At 58.9% G+C, this 16980-nt stretch carries 15 protein-coding genes; 9 read left to right on the forward strand and 6 right to left on the reverse strand.

What is annotated here, in order from left to right; all coding sequences use genetic code 11:
* Positions 1-17 precede the first annotated feature (17 nt).
* The 4 genes from PQQ86_RS20160 to PQQ86_RS20175 all read left to right on the forward strand — a co-directional run bounded on the left by PQQ86_RS20160 (position 18) and on the right by PQQ86_RS20175 (position 4843).
* Positions 18-1469 (forward strand): glycosyltransferase family 2 protein, encoded by a 1452-nt coding sequence (locus PQQ86_RS20160; protein ID WP_408270647.1) that lies wholly within the window; start codon positions 18-20, stop codon positions 1467-1469.
* A gap of 189 nt (positions 1470-1658) precedes the next feature.
* Positions 1659-2897, forward strand: a complete 1239-nt coding sequence (locus tag PQQ86_RS20165) for a Rieske 2Fe-2S domain-containing protein (protein WP_408270650.1) — start codon at positions 1659-1661, stop codon at positions 2895-2897.
* A 173-nt stretch (positions 2898-3070) separates the two neighbouring features.
* The gene (locus tag PQQ86_RS20170) at positions 3071-4060 is read left to right on the forward strand and encodes an alpha/beta hydrolase (RefSeq protein ID WP_408270653.1); all 990 of its coding nucleotides are present in this window, start codon (positions 3071-3073) and stop codon (positions 4058-4060) included.
* Between the two features lie 363 nt (positions 4061-4423).
* Entirely contained in the window at positions 4424-4843 is a 420-nt protein-coding gene (locus tag PQQ86_RS20175; RefSeq protein ID WP_408270656.1) for a rubredoxin, read from the forward strand.
* Here PQQ86_RS20175 and PQQ86_RS20180 read toward each other — a convergent pair.
* Together PQQ86_RS20180 and PQQ86_RS20185 are read right to left on the reverse strand one after the other, a co-directional pair.
* A complete protein-coding gene (locus PQQ86_RS20180; protein WP_408270658.1) occupies positions 4840-5685 on the reverse strand; it encodes an oxidoreductase in 846 nt (281 codons plus the stop codon). The genes PQQ86_RS20175 and PQQ86_RS20180 overlap by 4 nt on opposite strands.
* Before the next feature lie 57 nt (positions 5686-5742).
* Positions 5743-6672, reverse strand: coding sequence for a LysR family transcriptional regulator (locus PQQ86_RS20185; protein ID WP_408270662.1), 930 nt, complete (start codon positions 6670-6672; stop codon positions 5743-5745).
* Between the two features lie 85 nt (positions 6673-6757).
* Here PQQ86_RS20185 and lysA point away from each other — a divergent pair, with 85 nt between their 5' ends.
* On the forward strand, positions 6758-8026 hold the full coding sequence (gene lysA, locus PQQ86_RS20190) for a diaminopimelate decarboxylase (protein ID WP_408279246.1): 1269 nt from the start codon (positions 6758-6760) through the stop codon (positions 8024-8026).
* 34 nt (positions 8027-8060) lie between these two features.
* Here the strand turns inward: lysA and PQQ86_RS20195 are convergent, their stop codons facing one another.
* Complete coding sequence (locus PQQ86_RS20195) at positions 8061-8255, reverse strand: hypothetical protein (protein ID WP_408202968.1); 195 nt, start codon at positions 8253-8255, stop codon at positions 8061-8063.
* Positions 8252-9172: a LysR substrate-binding domain-containing protein gene (locus PQQ86_RS20200; protein WP_408270667.1), complete on the reverse strand. Its 921-nt coding sequence runs from the start codon at positions 9170-9172 to the stop codon at positions 8252-8254. The genes PQQ86_RS20195 and PQQ86_RS20200 overlap by 4 nt, the downstream gene beginning before the upstream one ends.
* A gap of 116 nt (positions 9173-9288) precedes the next feature.
* On the opposite strand from PQQ86_RS20200, the gene PQQ86_RS20205 reads away from it, so the two are divergent.
* Both PQQ86_RS20205 and PQQ86_RS20210 read left to right on the forward strand, forming a co-directional pair.
* On the forward strand, positions 9289-10056 hold the full coding sequence (locus tag PQQ86_RS20205) for a transporter substrate-binding domain-containing protein (protein ID WP_408202970.1): 768 nt from the start codon (positions 9289-9291) through the stop codon (positions 10054-10056).
* A gap of 39 nt (positions 10057-10095) precedes the next feature.
* Positions 10096-11214, forward strand: coding sequence for a succinylglutamate desuccinylase/aspartoacylase family protein (locus PQQ86_RS20210; protein WP_408202971.1), 1119 nt, complete (start codon positions 10096-10098; stop codon positions 11212-11214).
* A gap of 167 nt (positions 11215-11381) precedes the next feature.
* Here the strand turns inward: PQQ86_RS20210 and PQQ86_RS20215 are convergent, their stop codons facing one another.
* Positions 11382-11621 carry a hypothetical protein gene (locus tag PQQ86_RS20215; RefSeq protein ID WP_408202972.1) on the reverse strand — a complete coding sequence of 80 codons (240 nt, stop codon included), beginning with the start codon at positions 11619-11621 and terminating at the stop codon, positions 11382-11384.
* Between the two features lie 88 nt (positions 11622-11709).
* Positions 11710-13872, reverse strand: a complete 2163-nt coding sequence (locus PQQ86_RS20220) for a DUF6531 domain-containing protein (RefSeq protein ID WP_408270672.1) — start codon at positions 13870-13872, stop codon at positions 11710-11712.
* Positions 13873-14344: 472 nt separating this feature from the next.
* Between PQQ86_RS20220 and PQQ86_RS20225 the strand changes: the two genes are divergently transcribed.
* Both PQQ86_RS20225 and PQQ86_RS20230 read left to right on the forward strand, forming a co-directional pair.
* Complete coding sequence (locus tag PQQ86_RS20225) at positions 14345-16012, forward strand: SPM autocatalytic domain-containing protein (RefSeq protein ID WP_408270675.1); 1668 nt, start codon at positions 14345-14347, stop codon at positions 16010-16012.
* 161 nt (positions 16013-16173) lie between these two features.
* Positions 16174-16923, forward strand: coding sequence for a hypothetical protein (locus PQQ86_RS20230; RefSeq protein ID WP_408270677.1), 750 nt, complete (start codon positions 16174-16176; stop codon positions 16921-16923).
* The last annotated feature ends 57 nt before the right edge of the window (positions 16924-16980 follow it).

Here is a 16980-nt window from a genome sequence, read left to right on the forward strand (position 1 = left end):
CGGACTCGGCAGTCATTTTGAAGAAAACTCTGGAACAGGCACTCGCCCTTGCATCGCCGCGCATTCTGCCGCGTCCCACTACGGTGCTGAGCACGCTGATTCATTTCAGCGTCGTCGTGCTGTGGTTGTTGCTGTTCGCCCGCGCCTTCTTTCTGCAAGGTGTGGTGGCGTGGTCGACCGGCATTGCGTACGTCGTGTACGACACCTTGCTGCTTGCGTTCGTCACGTGGAAAACGCTGCCGTTGATGCGGCCCACGCCGCCGCTCGAGCCGGACTTCGATGCGCGCAACTTGCCGGACATGGGTGTGATCGTCGCGTCGCATAATGAGGCGACGGTATTGCCGGTGACGCTCACAGCGTTACTGCGCCAGACGCATGGCCCGGCGCAAATTGTGATCGCCGACGACGGTTCCACCGACGCCACCCATGCGCTGCTTACCGAACGCTTTGGCCTCACGGCCGCCGCTGACGGCGTGCTGAGCGCGCCGAGTTCGCTGTACCCAAATCTGTACTGGCTGCGCGTGCCGCACGGCGGCAAAGCGCGTGCGCTGAACGCTGCCATCGTGGTCATGACCGCCGAGACCGTCATGACTGTCGATGCCGACACACTGCTCGACGACGACGCCACCTACGCGATGCGCGCCGCCTTCGCGAGCGAGCCGAAGCTGGTCGCGGCGGCAGGCATTCTGGTGCCGGTATGCGGCAAATCGGTGTCGGGCCGCGTATTCCAGTGGTTCCAGACCTACGAGTACATGCGCAACTTCATCGCTCGTTTTGCGTGGATGCGCGCCGACAGTCTGCTGCTGATTTCCGGCGCCTTCGCGTCGTTCAGGCGCGACGCGCTGGTCGACGTGGGCGGTTTCGATCCGCAGTGCCTGGTCGAAGACTACGAACTGATTCATCGGCTGCGCCGCTATTCGGTCGATCATGGTCTCGGCTGGGACGTGCGCGTGGTCGGCGATGCCCATGCGCACACCGACGCGCCGGACAACCTCGGCAGTTTCCTGCGGCAGCGCCGCCGCTGGTTTGCGGGATTCCTGCAAACGCAATACTGGAACCGCGACATGACCGGCAACCCGCGCTACGGCACGATGGGCATGCTGATGCTGCCGGTCAAGGCCATCGATACGATGCAGCCGATCTACGGGTTGACCGCCTTCGCGCTGCTGCTCGGTTTTCTGTTCGGCGGGCACGGCGCGATCGTCGTGTCGATTTTCAGCGTGATCGGCCTGAAAACGGCGATCGACCTCGCGTTTTATCTCTGGTGTATCCATCTGTACCGGCGTTGGACCGGCCACCGCACCGGCTCCAGTTTGTGGATGGCGGTGCTCGCGGCGATTGCCGAGCCGTTCACGTTCCAGCTGGTGCGGCACGTCGGCGCACTGCTCGGCTGGCTGCATTTCCTGCGTGGCGGACGCTCGTGGGGCGTGCAACGCCGCTCCGGGCTCGTGACGCGCGACGAAAGCTAGCCGCCAATCGTCTGTTCAAAGGCACGCAGGCCGGAAGACTGGTGCGCTCAACCAATGGGCGGCGAGCCGGACATGGCATGCAGGCGGGTGAACCAAGCCGCTTCGGGTTCGAGTAGACTGTACGGCGATGTCGGCCCGCGAATTGCAGGGCGACCACCTTCTATCCGCTCGTGCACGGAGGCTCCACCTATGCATGCTGTTCCCCCGCTCGAACAAGACACCGTCGATGCGCCGTTCGATGCGTCGCCTGCTCATGCAGCCGCGCAAACCAACGCCTCAACAGGCGCGAAACCACACGCGCCGGATCAGGCCGCCAACGACGCCCCAGTGCGCGATCTGCGGCGCGTAGGCATTCACCCTGATTACTGGTATCCGCTCGCGTGGTCGCATGAGGTGAAACGGGGCAAGACGCATGGTGTGACGTTCGCGGGTGAGCCGATCGTGCTGGCGCGTACGGAGTCCGGCAAGGTATTCGCGCTCGAAGACCGCTGCGCGCATCGCCAGGTACCGTTGCATCAGGGTGTGGTGGACGGCGAGTCGATCCGCTGCGGGTATCATGGCTGGACCTACGACTGTTCGGGCACGTGTATCGACGTGCCGTATCTGGGCCGCGATCGCCTGCCCAATGGCGTGCGTTCTTATCCGTGCCGCGAAGTCGAAGGCCTGATTTTCGTGTTTCCAGGCAATGCCGAGTTGGCCGAAGAACGGCCGCTACCCGCGTTCGGCTCTGTATCCGATAAGAAGTACAAGACGCGCCGTTTCGGGCGTCCGGTGAATTGCCACTATTCGTTCATGCACGAGAACCTGATGGATATGAACCATCAGTTCCTGCATCGCCGCCAGATGGGTCAGATGCGCGCGCGTTCGCTGGGCCGGCGGCGCGGCGAGGGCTGGGTCGAAGTCGATTACACGTTTGCGCGCATGGCCGGCCAGCAGCCGATCGGTGAGGCGATCGTGTTCGGGCAGAGCCGCAAGACCGGTGGCGACAACGACAAGGACGTGATGACGATCCGCACCGAGTATCCGTATCAGACGCTGCAGATTCGCACGTCTGATCAGACGCTGGTGATGGATTTGTGGATCGTCTACGTGCCGCTCGATCGCGAGCAGCGCACGAACCGCACCTTTGGTCTGCTGTCGATCCGCAAACCGGGCATTCCCGGCGTGCTGAATCTCGCGTGGCCGCTGCTCGTGTGGTTCACCGAACGCATTTTCAAGGAAGACCGCGAAATCGTCGAATCGGAACAGCGTGCGCACGATTCGCAGGGCGCGGACTGGAATCACGAGGTGTTTCCGGTCATCAACGAACTACGCGCCTTGTTGCGCGAAAGCGGCTCACCGGATCAGGTGGTGGGCGCCGGCACGGGTGGCGCCGCGGTAATCCGCTTCTGGGATTCGCGTCACGGCAATCCATTGTCGAATACCTGATATTCGAGCTTTTTGGGGCCGCGCAGGACCGTACAATCGTCGGCAATGATGAGTGGCGGGCCGGCGGCCCCAGCTAAAATCTAAAGCAACGCGCACAACGCCCATAAGGCAGACGCAGGCTCATCGATCGGGAAAGCCAAAAATCATAATGAATCGCCTGAGGGGTCCATTCGATGAGTACCGAACTGCATGCAGTGATGCCGGTCGTCGTGTTCTGTGTGGGTCTCGCCATCATGGCGGTGGCGCTTGCGAAGGGCGGCCCCAAACAGCCGCCGCCGCTTGCGTCGATCAATGAGCCTTTCAAGTCAGTCGACACTTCTGATTTACCTCCCGTTGAACGCTACACCGCCCGCGATAACGCGGCGCTCGCATATCGGCGCTATGCGAGCCGGATAACGCGGGTGCGAGGCAGCGCGGTGCTGATTCACGGCTCGTCGGCGAGTGGCGTGAGCCTGCATACCCTGGCGAAAGCACTCGCAGCGGCCGGGTACGATGTCTACGTACCCGACATGCGCGGGCATGGTGAATCGGGCAAGAAAGGCGCGATCGCGTACATCGGCCAGCTTGAGGACGATCTCAGCGATTTTCTCGACGCGGTTCAGCCGGCCGGACCGCGCACGCTGGCTGGTTTCTCGGCGGGCGGCGGTTTCGCGCTGCGGTTCGCGGGGGACGCGCGGCAATTGGCATTCGACCGCTACGTGTTGCTTGCGCCGTTCATTCATCAGAATGCGCCGACCACGCAGCCCTCCGCCGGCGGATGGGTGAATGTCGGGTTGCCACGCGTGATCGTGTTGATGATCCTGAACAAGCTGCACGTCACGCTTTTCAATTATCTGCCGACCGTGGCCTACGCGTTGTCGCCTGAAGCGGCTGCCAGGCTCACGCCGCAGTACTCGTACAACCTGATGCAGAACTTTCGTCCGCATGAGAATTACCGCGCGGATATCCGGGCGACGCGGCAGCCGATTGAAGTGCTGATCGGTGCGGATGACGAGGCGTTTCACGCCAGGAAGTTTGCTGAGGTCTTTGAGGAAGCGGGGCGTGTGGTGCCGGTCACGATCGTGCCGGGCGTGGCGCATATCGCGTTGACGCTCGATGCTGCGGCGGTTGCCGCGATCGTGGGCGCGGTCTCTGAGCGTGCTGGCGAAGTGGCGCTTTCGTAGGTTGCTTTCCGCCCGGTGGAGAATGAATCCATCTCCATCCGGTAGGGAATTCGGGCCGATCGACCAGCGATAATGTCATCTGACACACCGAGGTTTGCGCCAATCGAGATGCGCCCGCTTCCGACCCGTGTACCATTTCGCTTTTTCCAATCCTTAAGAACGCCTCGTGACTACGCAACACATCCCCACCGCATCCCGTAAATCTCTCACTCTGCTGCAACTGCTAGGCCTCATCGGGGCCGCCGGGCTGATCGCAGCGTTCGTGCTGAACCAGTTCGCCTAATCCCGCCACGAGGCCCTCGCTTCAAGCATCCGACCCTATGCCGGCGCTCGCCGCCGGCTTCATCGATATTCCGATTTGCCATGTACAAGAAGGGCGTCGCTGTAGAAATCCAGTTTTCTCCTGAACGTCTCAACGACGGTGCCGGCGATCCGTACTGGATCGATTTGACGCAGGTCGAAGCGCAACGGCTGTTGGAAAGCCTGCAGGCACGTCTTGCTGAAAGTAGTGCGGGTACCGCCGCGCCTTTGGTTGTGAGCCTTGACGAGACGACGGCGGCGGCGCGCGCGGTCGATGCGCCGCATGTGGCGGAAGAAAGCGCGGCGCCCGCGGACGACTTCAAACAATGGGTCTGCGTGATCTGCGGCTGGATCTACGACGAAGCCGCTGGCTTGCCGGAAGAAGGTATCGCGCCGGGCACCCGCTGGGCAGATGTCCCGGCCGACTGGCGCTGCCCACTGTGCGACGTGGGCAAGGAAGATTTCGCGCTGGTCGAGTTTTAAGCCGGAAAATCCGCGCCGACCGTCGTGGCCTCCCAGGTATCGAAGTCGCCGCGCATGAAGTCCAGCTTCTTGCGCGCCAGTTCGAGCGCGGCCTTGCCGAGCAGCAAACGCAGTGGCGGCTTGTCTGACAGCGCGGCGTCGATGATCGCTTGAGCCGCGCGCACCGGATCGCCCGCCTGTTTGCCGCTGCGCGCCTCGGTCTGCTTGCGGCGCTCGCCAGCCGTGGCTGCATAGTCGTCGATCTCAGTCGCCGATTGCTTGATCGACGGACCCGCCCAGTTCGTGCGGAACGGGCCGGGTTCGACGATCAATACGTCGATGCCGAGCGGCCTCACTTCCGTCGCGAGCGATTCGGACAAGCCTTCCACAGCGTATTTGGTGGCGTGGTAATAACCGGTCGCGGCGAAACTCGTGATGCCGCCAATCGACGACACGTTCACAATCAAGCCACTGTGCTGCTCACGCATGATCGGCAGCACGGCCTTCGTTATGTCGACCAGACCGAACACGTTGGTCTCGAACATGGCGCGGACTTCGTCGTCCTCGCCTTCTTCGATCGCGGCCAGATAGCCGTAACCCGCGTTATTGACGAGCGCGTCGATGCGCCCGAAACGCTGTTTGGCCTGCGTGACCACGTCCGCGATCTGCTTGCGGTTCGTCACGTCGAGCGGGAGAACCAGCGCGCGATCGCCGTGTGCTTCGGCGATATCTTTCACTTTCGACGGATCGCGTGCGGTGACCACCGCGCGCCAGCCGCGCTCCAGCACCAGCTTCGCCAACTCGCGGCCGAAGCCGGTGGAACAGCCTGTAATCAGCCAGACGGGATTGTCTCGATTCATCATTTGGGAAACTCCTGTTGATGGGCGAACGTGGCGCGGTTTGTTTGTCGAATAGCGCCCTTATTGCTGCTTGCGTTTTGAGTGGGTTTTTAATTGTATTCTTAACGCGGCGGCCTCGCTTTGCAGCGCGTCGATGAATGCGCCAACTAGCGGATGACTCGGACGATGCTCCGGATGAACCACGCTCACGCGAAACGGCAACGACACGGCGAGCGGCCGGATATGCAGATTGCGACCCGCGAAATCCAACGCCGTAAGCGGATTGACGATGGCCACACCGAGACCTTGCCGCACGAAACTGCAAACGGAGACGGCGGTGGGCGTCTCGATCATCTGGCGGCGCGCGATGCCCGTTTGCGTGAAGGCTTCGTCGATCTGAATCCGGTACGGATCGTTCGACGACAGACTGATGAAGGGCTGATTCGCGAAATCCTTCAGTTCGATCACGCGCTTTGCGAGCAATGGATGCCCATCGGGCAGCACGCAGACTTCGTCTACTTCGAGCAAGGGCGTCAGGCGTGTGCCGGCGGGTGGCGTGCCGTGTTCGGTCAAGCCGAGGTCGTAGCGCTGCGCAGTCAGCCATTCTTCGAGAAAGGGCGACTCCTGTGTCGCGATCGAGAGGCTGACGCCGGGCTGTGCATCGTGAAAACGTTTCGCCGCGCCTGGCAGGATCGAGTGCGAAAACGCGGGCAACGCGATGATGGAAAGCTGACCACCCTGAAATTCACGCAGACTTGCCGCCGTGGACGCCACCCGTTCGAGCCCGATATACGCGCGCTTGATTTCATCGAACAGCGTCAACGCGGACATGGTCGGACGCAGCCGCCCATGCACGCGTTCGAACAAGGCAAAACCGATGCTCTGTTCCATGCGCGCAAGCTCGCGGCTTACCGTGGGCTGCGAGGTGAACAGCATCTCAGCCGTTTTGGTGACGCTGCCTGCCGTCATCAACGCGCGGAAGACTTCGATATGTCGATGAGTGAGCGCCATGATGTCTATATCAGAAATGAATGGATTCGTGAAGAATAGGTATTTTACTGAATGACCGGTTCTCAGCATCATGTTGCTCACACTAATGCTTCGATATAGAGAGCCGCCAACCGTGACCCCATTCAATCCACCGCAACTCGTCGAACTTGCGCATAAGTACGGCACGCCCCTTTGGGTCTATGACGCCGACGTGATCCGCCAGCGTATCGCCGAATTGCGCAGCTTCGACGTGATTCGCTACGCGCAGAAGGCGTGTTCGAACGTGCGTATCCTGAAGCTGATGCGCGACGAAGGCGCGATGGTCGATGCGGTGTCTTTGGGCGAAATCGCGCGCAGTCTCGCGGCGGGTTTCCAGCCGGATGGCGATCCAGAGGGCATTGTTTTTACGGCTGACCTTGTCGATCACGCGACGCTGGCCACCGTGATCGAGCATCGCATCACGGTCAACGCCGGTTCGCTCGATATGCTTGAACGTATTGGACAGCATGCGCCTCATGGTCACCGTGTGTGGTTGCGGATCAATCCCGGTTTCGGCCATGGTCACAGCAACAAGACCAACACGGGCGGCGAGCATAGCAAGCACGGCATCTGGCTCGATGACGTGCCGCTCGCGATCGCTATGGTGCGGCAATATGGCCTGAAGTTGGTCGGGCTGCACATGCATATCGGCTCCGGCGTCGACTACACGCATCTATCGCGCGTGTGTGATGCGATGGTCGAAGCGGTGCAAGGCTTAGGCCACGATATCGAAGCCATTTCGGCCGGTGGCGGTTTGTCGGTGCCGTACAGCGAAGGCGAGCCGCGGATCGACGTCGAGCATTATTTCTGTCTTTGGGATGCGGCGCGGCGGAAGATTGAAGCGCATCTTGGGCATCGCGTGAGACTCGAAATCGAGCCGGGGCGCTTTCTGGTCGCCGAAGCGGGTGTGCTGGTTGCCGAGGTGCACGCGCTGAGCCGGCGGCCGAACCGACAGTTCGCCTTGGTGGATGCGGGATTCAATGATCTGGTGAGGCCGTCGTTTTACGGCAGCCATCATGAGATGACGGTGGTGAAGGGTAATGGCATGCCGAGCGAAGCGCCATGTGGCTCTTTCGCGGTGGCCGGACCGTTGTGCGAGGCAGGCGATGTGTTCACGCAGGAGGCGGGTGGTGTCGTCACGAGCCGTTCCATGCGGACGCCAGAAGTGGGGGACTTCATCGTGTTTCATGACGCCGGGGCATACGGTGCGTCGATGTCATCGAACTACAACAGCCGGCCATTGGCGGCTGAGGTGTTGTTGGAGAACGGCACGCCGCGGTTGATTCGGCGTCGGCAGACCATCGAGGAGTTGATCGCGCTCGAAACGCTGGACTGAGCACGTCGATAGCCGCATAGCCGGACAGGCAGCATCAAGCCGGCGGTTGCCTCAACTCGATCGTCGCGCCGCCCGGCCCCACCACGTACATGACTAAGGTGCCCGCGCGCGGTCCAGTGCTGATGGCCTGCGGTGAGCCTTGCGCGTGCCGGCCGTACGGCGCGAGATGGGGCGGTGCGGCGTGCAGGTCCTCAACGTTCAGCGCCACGCTGCGCGAACCCGACTTCATCGCGCCCTCACCGTGCGCGTATATGACGCAATCATCGTCGCGAGTTCCTGCGCAGCGGGCGTGACGGGAATCGCCGCGCGCTGCAGCAGGCACACATTCTGTTCGATCACGCGCTCGTGCACATTGATCGACGTGAGCGTGCTCGCAAACGGCCCGCGCTTCGCGACGATCGATGACTCAAGCGACAGGCAGTCCGTCGCGCCAACCAGATGGAGCGTTTCGTATAGACCTTCCACCGTCGCGATGATTTTCGGCGGCTGCAAGCTGTGGCTCTCGAACAGATGGTTCAGGCGGTTGACTTGCGGATCGTCGGTGAGATTCGGTGAGCGCGTGGCCACCCATGTGCAATCGACGAGCTCGGCAAGCGAGGTCGCGCCGGCTTTCGGATGACCGCGACGGCAGACGATCACCGGAACGGACGGATAGAGCGGCGTCACGGACAGATCGGCCGTGTCGGTATGTTTCGACACTAGCGCGACAGCGAAATCGAGCGTGCCTTCGCGAATCCACGCAATCATCATCCGTGAGGTGCCGGTGCGCAAATGCACCGCAACGCGCTCGAAGCGCGCGCGGAACTCCATCAGCACCGGGGCGAAAGCGTCGATGAGCGGCTCGGTGGTCATGCCGAACGTGACCTCGCCCGCGTAGTCGCCGCGCAATTGCTGCACTTCCTGTTCGGCCCGCTCGCATTCGCCAAGAATGGCGCCGGCGCGCTGCAACAGCCGCTGGCCGAGCGCGGTTAGCGCGATCCCGCGGTTCGTGCGAGTGAACAAGGTCGCGCCCAGCATCGACTCGAGGTTCTGCAACTGCTGCGTGATGCCGCTCTGGGCGATGCCGAGCGCCCGCGAGGCCGCGCGGATGCTGCCGTGCTCGGCCACGGCGGTGAATGCGCGCAACTGGGAGATCGTCAGCGCCATGAAGAATCTCTGTGATCGGTAAAAGTGATCATGATATTACTTTCGAGACTTCTTTGAGGCGCGGCAGCGGCATAGGATTGCCCTGCAGTAATCCGCCCAACTCACACCCGTCTCCCATGAAAATCCCGCTGATGATCTTGAGCGCCACGCTGGCTTTCAGCAGTGGTGCGTTTGGCGCCGAATCCGGCACGCTGCGCCTCGGCATCGATCCGAGCTATCCGCCGATGGACGCCAAGGCGCCCGACGGCAGCTTCAAAGGTTTCGACGTCGATCTCGGCAACGAAATCTGCCGGCGCATCCATGCGCGTTGCCAATGGGTCGAACTCGAGTTCTCGGGGATGATTCCCGCGTTGCAGGCGCGCAAGATCGACGCGATCCTTTCGTCGATGGCGATCACGGAGAAACGCGAGCAACAGATTCTGTTTTCGTCGAAGCTGTTTCAGTTCAAATCGCGGCTGATCGCGCGACAAGGCTCGGCGCTTGCGGGCGGTATGAATGCGTTGGCCGGCAAGCAGATCGGCGTGCAGTCGGGGACGCAGTTCGAGGGGTACGCGTTGAAGAACTGGGCGACGCTTGGCGCGCATGTGGTCGCGTATAAGAGCCAGGATGAGGTGTTCGCCGACTTGCAGAACGGTCGTCTTGATGGCGCGTTGCTCGGCTCCGTCGAAGCCGACTACGGCTTTTTGCGTACGCCGGCGGGGAAGGGCTTTGCGTTTGTCGGCGAGCCGCTTTCGATGGGTGATCGTGGGGTCGGCATCGGTTTGCGTAAAGATGAGACTGCGGTGCAGGCGTCCATTAACGAGGCGATTGCTTCGATGCGCAAGGACGGTACGTACGCGCAGATCGCAAAGAAGTACTTCGACTTCGATCCGTACGGCAATTGATTTTCCGCTTGATATCTCTTTTACAGACTTCCCGCTCTCATGAATAAGCAATCGATTCCGCTTCTATCGCCGGCTATCGGCACGCACCGCGAACTGGTGTCGTTTCATTTTGGTCCCGCGGATAGCGGACAGAAGATTTATATCCAGTCGTCGCTGCACGCTGATGAAACGCCGGCGATGTTGACGACGGTTTTGCTTAAGCGTCGATTGTTCGAACTGGAGAAGCAGGGCGCGCTGAACGCGGAAATCGTGCTGGTGCCGGTGGCGAATCCTGTCGGGCTTGGGCAGTACGTGCTCGGGCAGTTTCTTGGGCGCTTCGATTTGAGCAGTGGCAAGAACTTTAATCGACATTTCATGCAGTTCTCCAAGCTCGTAGCGCGAGCTAAGGAGGCTCTAGGTTCGAATGCTGACGAGAATCGGCGGATTGTTCGTGAACTGATCGCTGCTGAGTTGGCTGAACAGAAACCGTTGACTGAATTCGAGTCTTTGCAGTTGGCGTTGCTCAAGCTCTCATTCGATGCGGATGTGGTGATCGATCTGCATTGTTCTTTGGAAGCGGCGATGCATCTCTATACCAGTGAGGCAGCATGGCCTGAGTTTGAGCCTTTGTCGCGGTATTTGGGTGCGCAAGCGTCGTTGCTTGCTACTAACTCAGGCGGGGAGTCGTTTGATGAGACTCACAGTTTGTCGTGGTGGAAGTTGCAGCAGGAAATGCCCGCTGATAAGCCGGTGCCCAATGGGGCGATTGCTGTGACAGTGGAATGCCGTGGGCAGCGGGATGTGTCTTATGAAGTGGCGCAGGAGGATGCTGACGCGATTGTGGATTATCTTGGTTGGCGGAAGGCGATTCGGGTTGATGTTGCTAAGCCGTTGCCCGAGTTGTTGTCGCCTGCGACGCCGCTTGCTGGCAGCGAGCAGTTCTATGCACCGGTTAGCGGGATTCTCATTCATCGCGCGAAGATCGGGGACACGATTCGCGTCGGACAGGCTTTGTTCGATATCGTCGATCCGTTGACTGATGAGACTACTACGCTCGTTAGTAACACCGAAGGGGTGTTTTATATGCGGCGCGCTATTCGGTTTGTGACGGCTGGCGCGCCGTTGGGGCGGGTGACTGGGACGCGGGCGTTTAGGACGGGGGTTTTGTTGGGGGCGTGAGTTTTTTGCCTTTGACGGCAGCATTTGTGGTTCGCCTGCGACGGTGCCTTTCTTTGCAATCGCCCCTGTGCGGGGCAATTCCACCATCGCACCGAACTGCTCGGCCATCACGCCGCAGCAAAGAAGAAGGCGCGAATTGCTCGCGCCTTCTTTCGTTCAAGCCTAACTTAGTCCGTGATTCCGCTTACACGCTGCCCCTCCGGAACGAGGTCCGGGTGTTGTTTGTAAATAGGGATAAGCGCCTGCTCGAACACCATGTACATGACCTCTCCCATGGCTTGCTTGAAAATTTCAAGCTCCTCGGTGGAGCAATGCGCTTGAACAAAGACAATCGCTTCGTCGAGCGACCCGTTTATCTTCAACATACGGTTGCACACTTCTAGGGCCAATGCCTTATCTTTAATCATGTTTCTACTCCAATTTAATCTATGCAGCCCGACGTTCGCGGCCGGGACATTGCCTGCTCCGGCACTACGCTGACAAGCATTGTGCGCGTTATATTCGTGGACACCCTGAAAGCTCGGCGCAGTCGTTAACGCAGTTCCAGAATTTGACTCCGAAATCACCGGTCGGCAACGCCGACAAGGAACACTTTTTCCGGCAGGCTGTTCTAACTGTGCCGCAATCCGAATCATCCTTACATTTCACGAAGCCGGATGTTTGAGCCTCGGTGCTCGGGAACACTTTTGCATAGAGCGCACTCCGTTGAGACAGGTTGGGAGTCAATACCGGAAACGGTAACTGATTCTGCGCCGCAACCTGAATTTCAACCGGATCGTCCTCAATGGGTTTGCCCGTCTGTGCGCTGAAATAAAGGTCGTGCAGGAACAGCGACCATGCAAGACGCGCCTGAATGAACCCGCAATCCACGCACACAGCGCTTGTAACTGGCGTTGCGTCGGACGTGTTCGACCGCAACCAGCCAAGGCGGGTGGCCGGGGGACCTACGGGATCAAGGCCGGCCTGATAGTTATCGAGCCATTTGTCGGTGTCGTCACTGCTGATTGCTACCGCAGCCCCACCACTGGTTGCTACCGTACCGTTGCGGGATACCACGTGACCATCGGGTGAGTAGCCGTAATCTACGGTCAGTAGACGACGAACCCGGCCGATTTGAGCTATCGGCTGCTCATCGTATGTGAATTGGTTAACTCGCCCCCGCGCGTCGTAAGTAATGCGTGCCGTGCGGTAGTTGCCAGTTTGCCAGGTAACGCGGTGCGCAGCATCGCGATCCTGGTTACCAAAGAGCCACCTTGATACGATATTCTGCGCAGTGTTGAGATTGCCGGTTTCGTCGTAGAAGTAGACCCAATCCGAAGTCTTAACGTTGTTAACGTAAGTGATCGCTTCGGCAAGCCGGTTGAACTGGTCGTACCGGGCACCAATGGTTCGCTGTTGCAGCCCGTCCCAGGTAGCATCGAAACCGGCTTCACCTGTCAGGTCATTTGTGATGCGTTCGCTATACCCTGTGACGTTGCCATTGGCGTCATAGACGAATGACATCAACTTTCCCGGCATGGCGACTGACGCAGGATGAAGGCTCGTTGCATCGGCGTACTGCACCGACGTGACCGCAACGGCGGAAGAGGTTCGCACGGTTGCTTTCACCGGACGACCAGTTTGGTCGTAGCTGTAGACGGCATTGCGTCCCGGCGCGGTCGTCGTCAGGAGACTGCCCGATGAGTCCCAAGTCATTCCGCCCGATAGAGAACCACTGCTGCCGGTTGGGCGGACCTTGTCAGCTATGGTCGAGAAGGAAAGCGTTCTTGCACCATTGCTATCCGTGACAGTGGTCGTCCCCGATCCATAGGAAAACTGTACGTTTTTTGTTGTGTCAGGATGGCTGACAGCAGTCGCCCGGCCTTGTGCGTCGTATGTCCACGTTGCGATGCGCGATCCGGTTTCGTCAATGATTCCAGTCAGCGCGCGTTCCGAGTAAGGATCGGCATAGACATACTGGCGTACGCTTCCATCCGGCCAGGTGACGGAAATTAGATTGCCCCACAGACCGTACTTATATTGCGTGATGCCGCCTGCAGGATCTATCAGTCGCGCGAGATGGCCGTTCTGGTCATATTCGAGTCGAAGGATCAGGTCATAGACCGCTTGGGTTCCGGGGCCGTGTTGCGTGATCGTAGAAAGCCGCCCCGATCCGTTGTAAGTCAACGTCCTGACGAACCCGGTCTTGGTTTTTTCTGACAATAGAACGCCTTGTGCAGAATAGGTTTCTGCCATCTCGGTCACAAGATCGGTCAGCGACCAGCCCGCGCCATTCCGAGCAAGTGTCAAGCCGCTAAAGGTCGCGGTTCGCCATGTGCCGTTCGTCAGGGTAAAGGTTATTGGCTCACCGTTTGCCCGGTACGCATTGACCTTTTCCGCACTGTCTCCATTGCCAACGATTCCCAGTTTGCGCTGCCAGTTGTGAACCCAGTTTGCCCCAACAGCATTCGTGTTTAGTGGGTAAGGTACAGAGCGGTAAGTGCGCGTGAATGCGACGGGAATCTCATCGCCGCTGACAAAATCATTCTCCGTTGTCGTGACAACACCGCTAGCAGCGAATACAGGATCGCTTACCGGACAGGTATCGTCTGGCGGAGAACCTCCTGTCGCACCAGCACAGTAGTCCGATATATAGTGTCCGCAGTTGTAGTAATTCATTGGGTTGTAAATATCGTCTGGTCCGTCGGACGGGGGCATAGTGCCCGCGACCTGCACTGCGCATTCCGGGGTGCCTGGAATTCCTAAGGACTTAAAAAATAGATGCATGCATTGGTCTTCTGTCGCTGCATTGGTGTGGGCGACAGACATCAGCAAGCCAGACGCGACAATCAGGCGGGCAAGCGTGCCTACCAATCCGCTACGGAGTTGATGTATGAACCGCAGGCCGAAGCGTTCGGCTTGGGGTTAGCGAACCTACAAACTGAGGGCGACAAGGAGGCGTGCGCAACAGCGCAGACTCTCTACTCCAAAGGAAACTCCCTATCCGAACCCTATCGTGGGTATATGGCCAGACTACTCCTAACTGGAAAAGATGGGCATCAAAAGCCTTGATTCCTCTCCTCCCGACGGGCAGCGTAAGCCAGTCTGATTTTTGTATCACGTTCTCTGTAATATAAATAAGGACTCGAACTTGAAATCTTCCATCCTCGGAGGCATTCTTGGCCCAATAACCGATGCCGTGTCGTCGCTTGCTACGACTATCGAGTCTGCTGCCACTGGAGATATGAAAGGAGCCGCTGTCAACGCCGCGACGGCAATCGTCAGCGGCGCGAATTCCTTCACTGATAGCGCCTATCTCGCGTCGCTTAACACGACTATTGGCGCCACAAGCACGGGAGCGACGGCTGTAACAAAATTGCCGGATCAGGTCGGAAAAGTGTCTACAGCATTGACCCGCTACAACGATGCCGTAGCAGCCGGCGATCAAGGAGCAATAAGTTCGGAGGCCCTAAACCTAATCAATTCAGTCGCGACGGTCATAAATACCATTGGATCGATAGTCGCTGCCATTGCTGACGCGGTGATCACGACGGGGGGAATCTCGGCAGCGGCCCCAGTTATGAGTCTCGGTCTGTCGATTTCCGCTATGGCGGGACTCGTGGCAATGACCGCAAGCAACGCAGTTACAGACGCAGTAAAAGCAGCCGCAGCTGAAATCAGCAATCTACTCAATGACATCGAGTCCCAGTTAGGTACCGGCTCGCCGGATTCCGGTCAGCCGGGCGCACCCGGCGCTGGCGGGAAAGGACCCGAATCCGGCGCCGGGGGTGCCGCGATGGGCAAATACCCGGGTGATGACGCACTTATCAGCCCGCTTGTCCTCGACTTGACCGGTTCGGGAATCAACCTGACACCGCTAAACACAAGTTCCCCCTACTTCGACCTGGTCAATGACGGCTTTGCCCGCCAAACCGGTTGGGTCGGTGCCGGCATGGGGCTGCTCTGTTTCGATCCGGACGACCGGAGCATCACGAATATTACCCAGCTATTCGGCAACGAAACGACCGATGGGTTTGACATCCTGCGGAAGCTCGACGCCAATCACGACAACGTTATCGATGCATCAGATCCCGCATTTGCAAGCCTGCGGGTGTGGGTCGATGCAAACGGGAACGGCGCCTCTGATTCAGGCGAACTCTACACGCTCAGTCAACTCGGCATCGTTTCGATCAACCTGAATGCCACTGCGGTAACTGAGACGATCGCAGGCAACAGGATAAGTTCGATTAGCAGTTATACGCTGGCGGACGGCACCACCCGCGAAATTGCTGATGCGTGGTTCGCCAACAGCACGATGAACACCAAACCGGTTACGCCAGTGGAAGTGACAGCGACTGCCGCGTTGCTCCCTCAATTGGCCGGCGCAGGGACGTTGCGGGACCTGCGCTCAGCGATGTCGCTCGACCAGGGTTTGCAGAATCTGGTGCAGGCCTTTGTTGCCCTGCCAGTTGGTACAAGCCCCTCAAGTATCGAATCGGCGGCCCAGGCAATTCTCTTCCAGTGGGCGGGGGTTACTCAAGTGGACCCCACGTCACGGGGCGGCTCGATTGACGCACGGCAGCTCAGCTTCGTAGGCCAGTGTGTGCCTGCCAGAAATGCGGTGTTCGGACGAACACGCGCCTGTAATCGATCCCCGCGTATAGCGGCTGTCCTCTCTGGAAGACCAACAATTCATTCGATCAGATTTCTCCATCACGCACTCGCATTGTGTCGCGGTCCCGCTCGTCACGAACGACAATCCGCCTGCCTGCCCACGCAACACAGACAACCAATTGATAGCTCTATTCAATGCGCCTGACCATTCCCGGCACCAATGCAGAAATTTCCGGTGGACCGTTGCGCATCATTTCTTCGATGATTGCGAGGCACGCCAAAAAGTGCTCGAGCGGGAAAAGCCTGCCGCGCCAGCACCTGTTCACCGTTCTGAGACGCGGGTAACACAGCATTGAAATGACATAAATGAAATTAATGACGAGATTTCTATTCGGTGTGATTGTGGTTATCTGCGCCACAACAGCATTTCTCCACAGCTGCCATCTGACGCCGAAACAGGATGTGAAGGAGATCGTGGTCAGCGATGCTACGGTATGGATAAATCCATTTTCGAAGACATCTCCTGCATACCGCGAGGCAGAGGAATTTCACCAATGGTTGTTAGATAACAGGAAGCTGGCCGATGAAGTTGGTGCGGTCGGGCCGGTTGATAAATTACTTCGATCCGGCCAGATGGTAAACAGTGGGATGGCTCGGTTGCCGACCAATTTACTGGAGCAACGCCTGTCTTCTGTTAACAAGATATTAGCGTCGCTGGATACACATATGTGCAGCAAATATATCAAAGGAAAGATGCCCGAGTCGGAGTTCCAAAGCTACGCTTTTCCGGTCATCGAATCATTCGACGATGCCGAAGCGAAAGCATGGTTTTTTATCAACAAATCTGCCATTGAGGCTCAGTTAGGCAGGTCGCCGATTATTGTGCTCTCAGCCGAAGACGCGAAACAGACTATTCTAAAAACTGCAAATTCAATGTATGAGCCGCAATCCAGAGCTTTCGTTTCCGGGTTGGCCAATTTGAAGACAGAGAGCGACGAGGATGCGTGCGCGACGGCCCGCACTCTTTATGTCAAGGGAAATTCTCTGCCTGAGCCGTATCGGGGATACATGGCGAGATTGCTTCTTACTGGAAAAGATGGGCAGCAAAAACTCTGACGGGGGGCTGTTTAAGAATGAGGAATGCGAACAGATCTGATGCCGCCTTTCAAGTTT

Origin of the sequence: Paraburkholderia sediminicola (assembly GCF_046026675.1) — a bacterium.
GTDB classification, from domain to species: domain Bacteria; phylum Pseudomonadota; class Gammaproteobacteria; order Burkholderiales; family Burkholderiaceae; genus Paraburkholderia; species Paraburkholderia sediminicola_F.

What these genes read in the sequence shown, in the direction of transcription:
- PQQ86_RS20165 (WP_408270650.1), top strand. Translation starts at nt 1,659, where the DNA reads ATGCATGCTGTTCCCCCGCTCGAACAAGACACCGTCGATGCGCCGTTC.
- PQQ86_RS20170 (WP_408270653.1), top strand. Translation starts at nt 3,071, where the DNA reads ATGAGTACCGAACTGCATGCAGTGATGCCGGTCGTCGTGTTCTGTGTG.
- PQQ86_RS20175 (WP_408270656.1), top strand. Translation starts at nt 4,424, where the DNA reads ATGTACAAGAAGGGCGTCGCTGTAGAAATCCAGTTTTCTCCTGAACGT.
- PQQ86_RS20180 (WP_408270658.1), bottom strand. Translation starts at nt 5,685, where the DNA reads ATGATGAATCGAGACAATCCCGTCTGGCTGATTACAGGCTGTTCCACC.
- PQQ86_RS20185 (WP_408270662.1), bottom strand. Translation starts at nt 6,672, where the DNA reads ATGGCGCTCACTCATCGACATATCGAAGTCTTCCGCGCGTTGATGACG.
- lysA (WP_408279246.1), top strand. Translation starts at nt 6,758, where the DNA reads ATGCTTCGATATAGAGAGCCGCCAACCGTGACCCCATTCAATCCACCG.
- PQQ86_RS20195 (WP_408202968.1), bottom strand. Translation starts at nt 8,255, where the DNA reads ATGAAGTCGGGTTCGCGCAGCGTGGCGCTGAACGTTGAGGACCTGCAC.
- PQQ86_RS20200 (WP_408270667.1), bottom strand. Translation starts at nt 9,172, where the DNA reads ATGGCGCTGACGATCTCCCAGTTGCGCGCATTCACCGCCGTGGCCGAG.
- PQQ86_RS20205 (WP_408202970.1), top strand. Translation starts at nt 9,289, where the DNA reads ATGAAAATCCCGCTGATGATCTTGAGCGCCACGCTGGCTTTCAGCAGT.
- PQQ86_RS20210 (WP_408202971.1), top strand. Translation starts at nt 10,096, where the DNA reads ATGAATAAGCAATCGATTCCGCTTCTATCGCCGGCTATCGGCACGCAC.
- PQQ86_RS20215 (WP_408202972.1), bottom strand. Translation starts at nt 11,621, where the DNA reads ATGATTAAAGATAAGGCATTGGCCCTAGAAGTGTGCAACCGTATGTTG.
- PQQ86_RS20220 (WP_408270672.1), bottom strand. Translation starts at nt 13,872, where the DNA reads ATGAATTACTACAACTGCGGACACTATATATCGGACTACTGTGCTGGT.
- PQQ86_RS20230 (WP_408270677.1), top strand. Translation starts at nt 16,174, where the DNA reads ATGAAATTAATGACGAGATTTCTATTCGGTGTGATTGTGGTTATCTGC.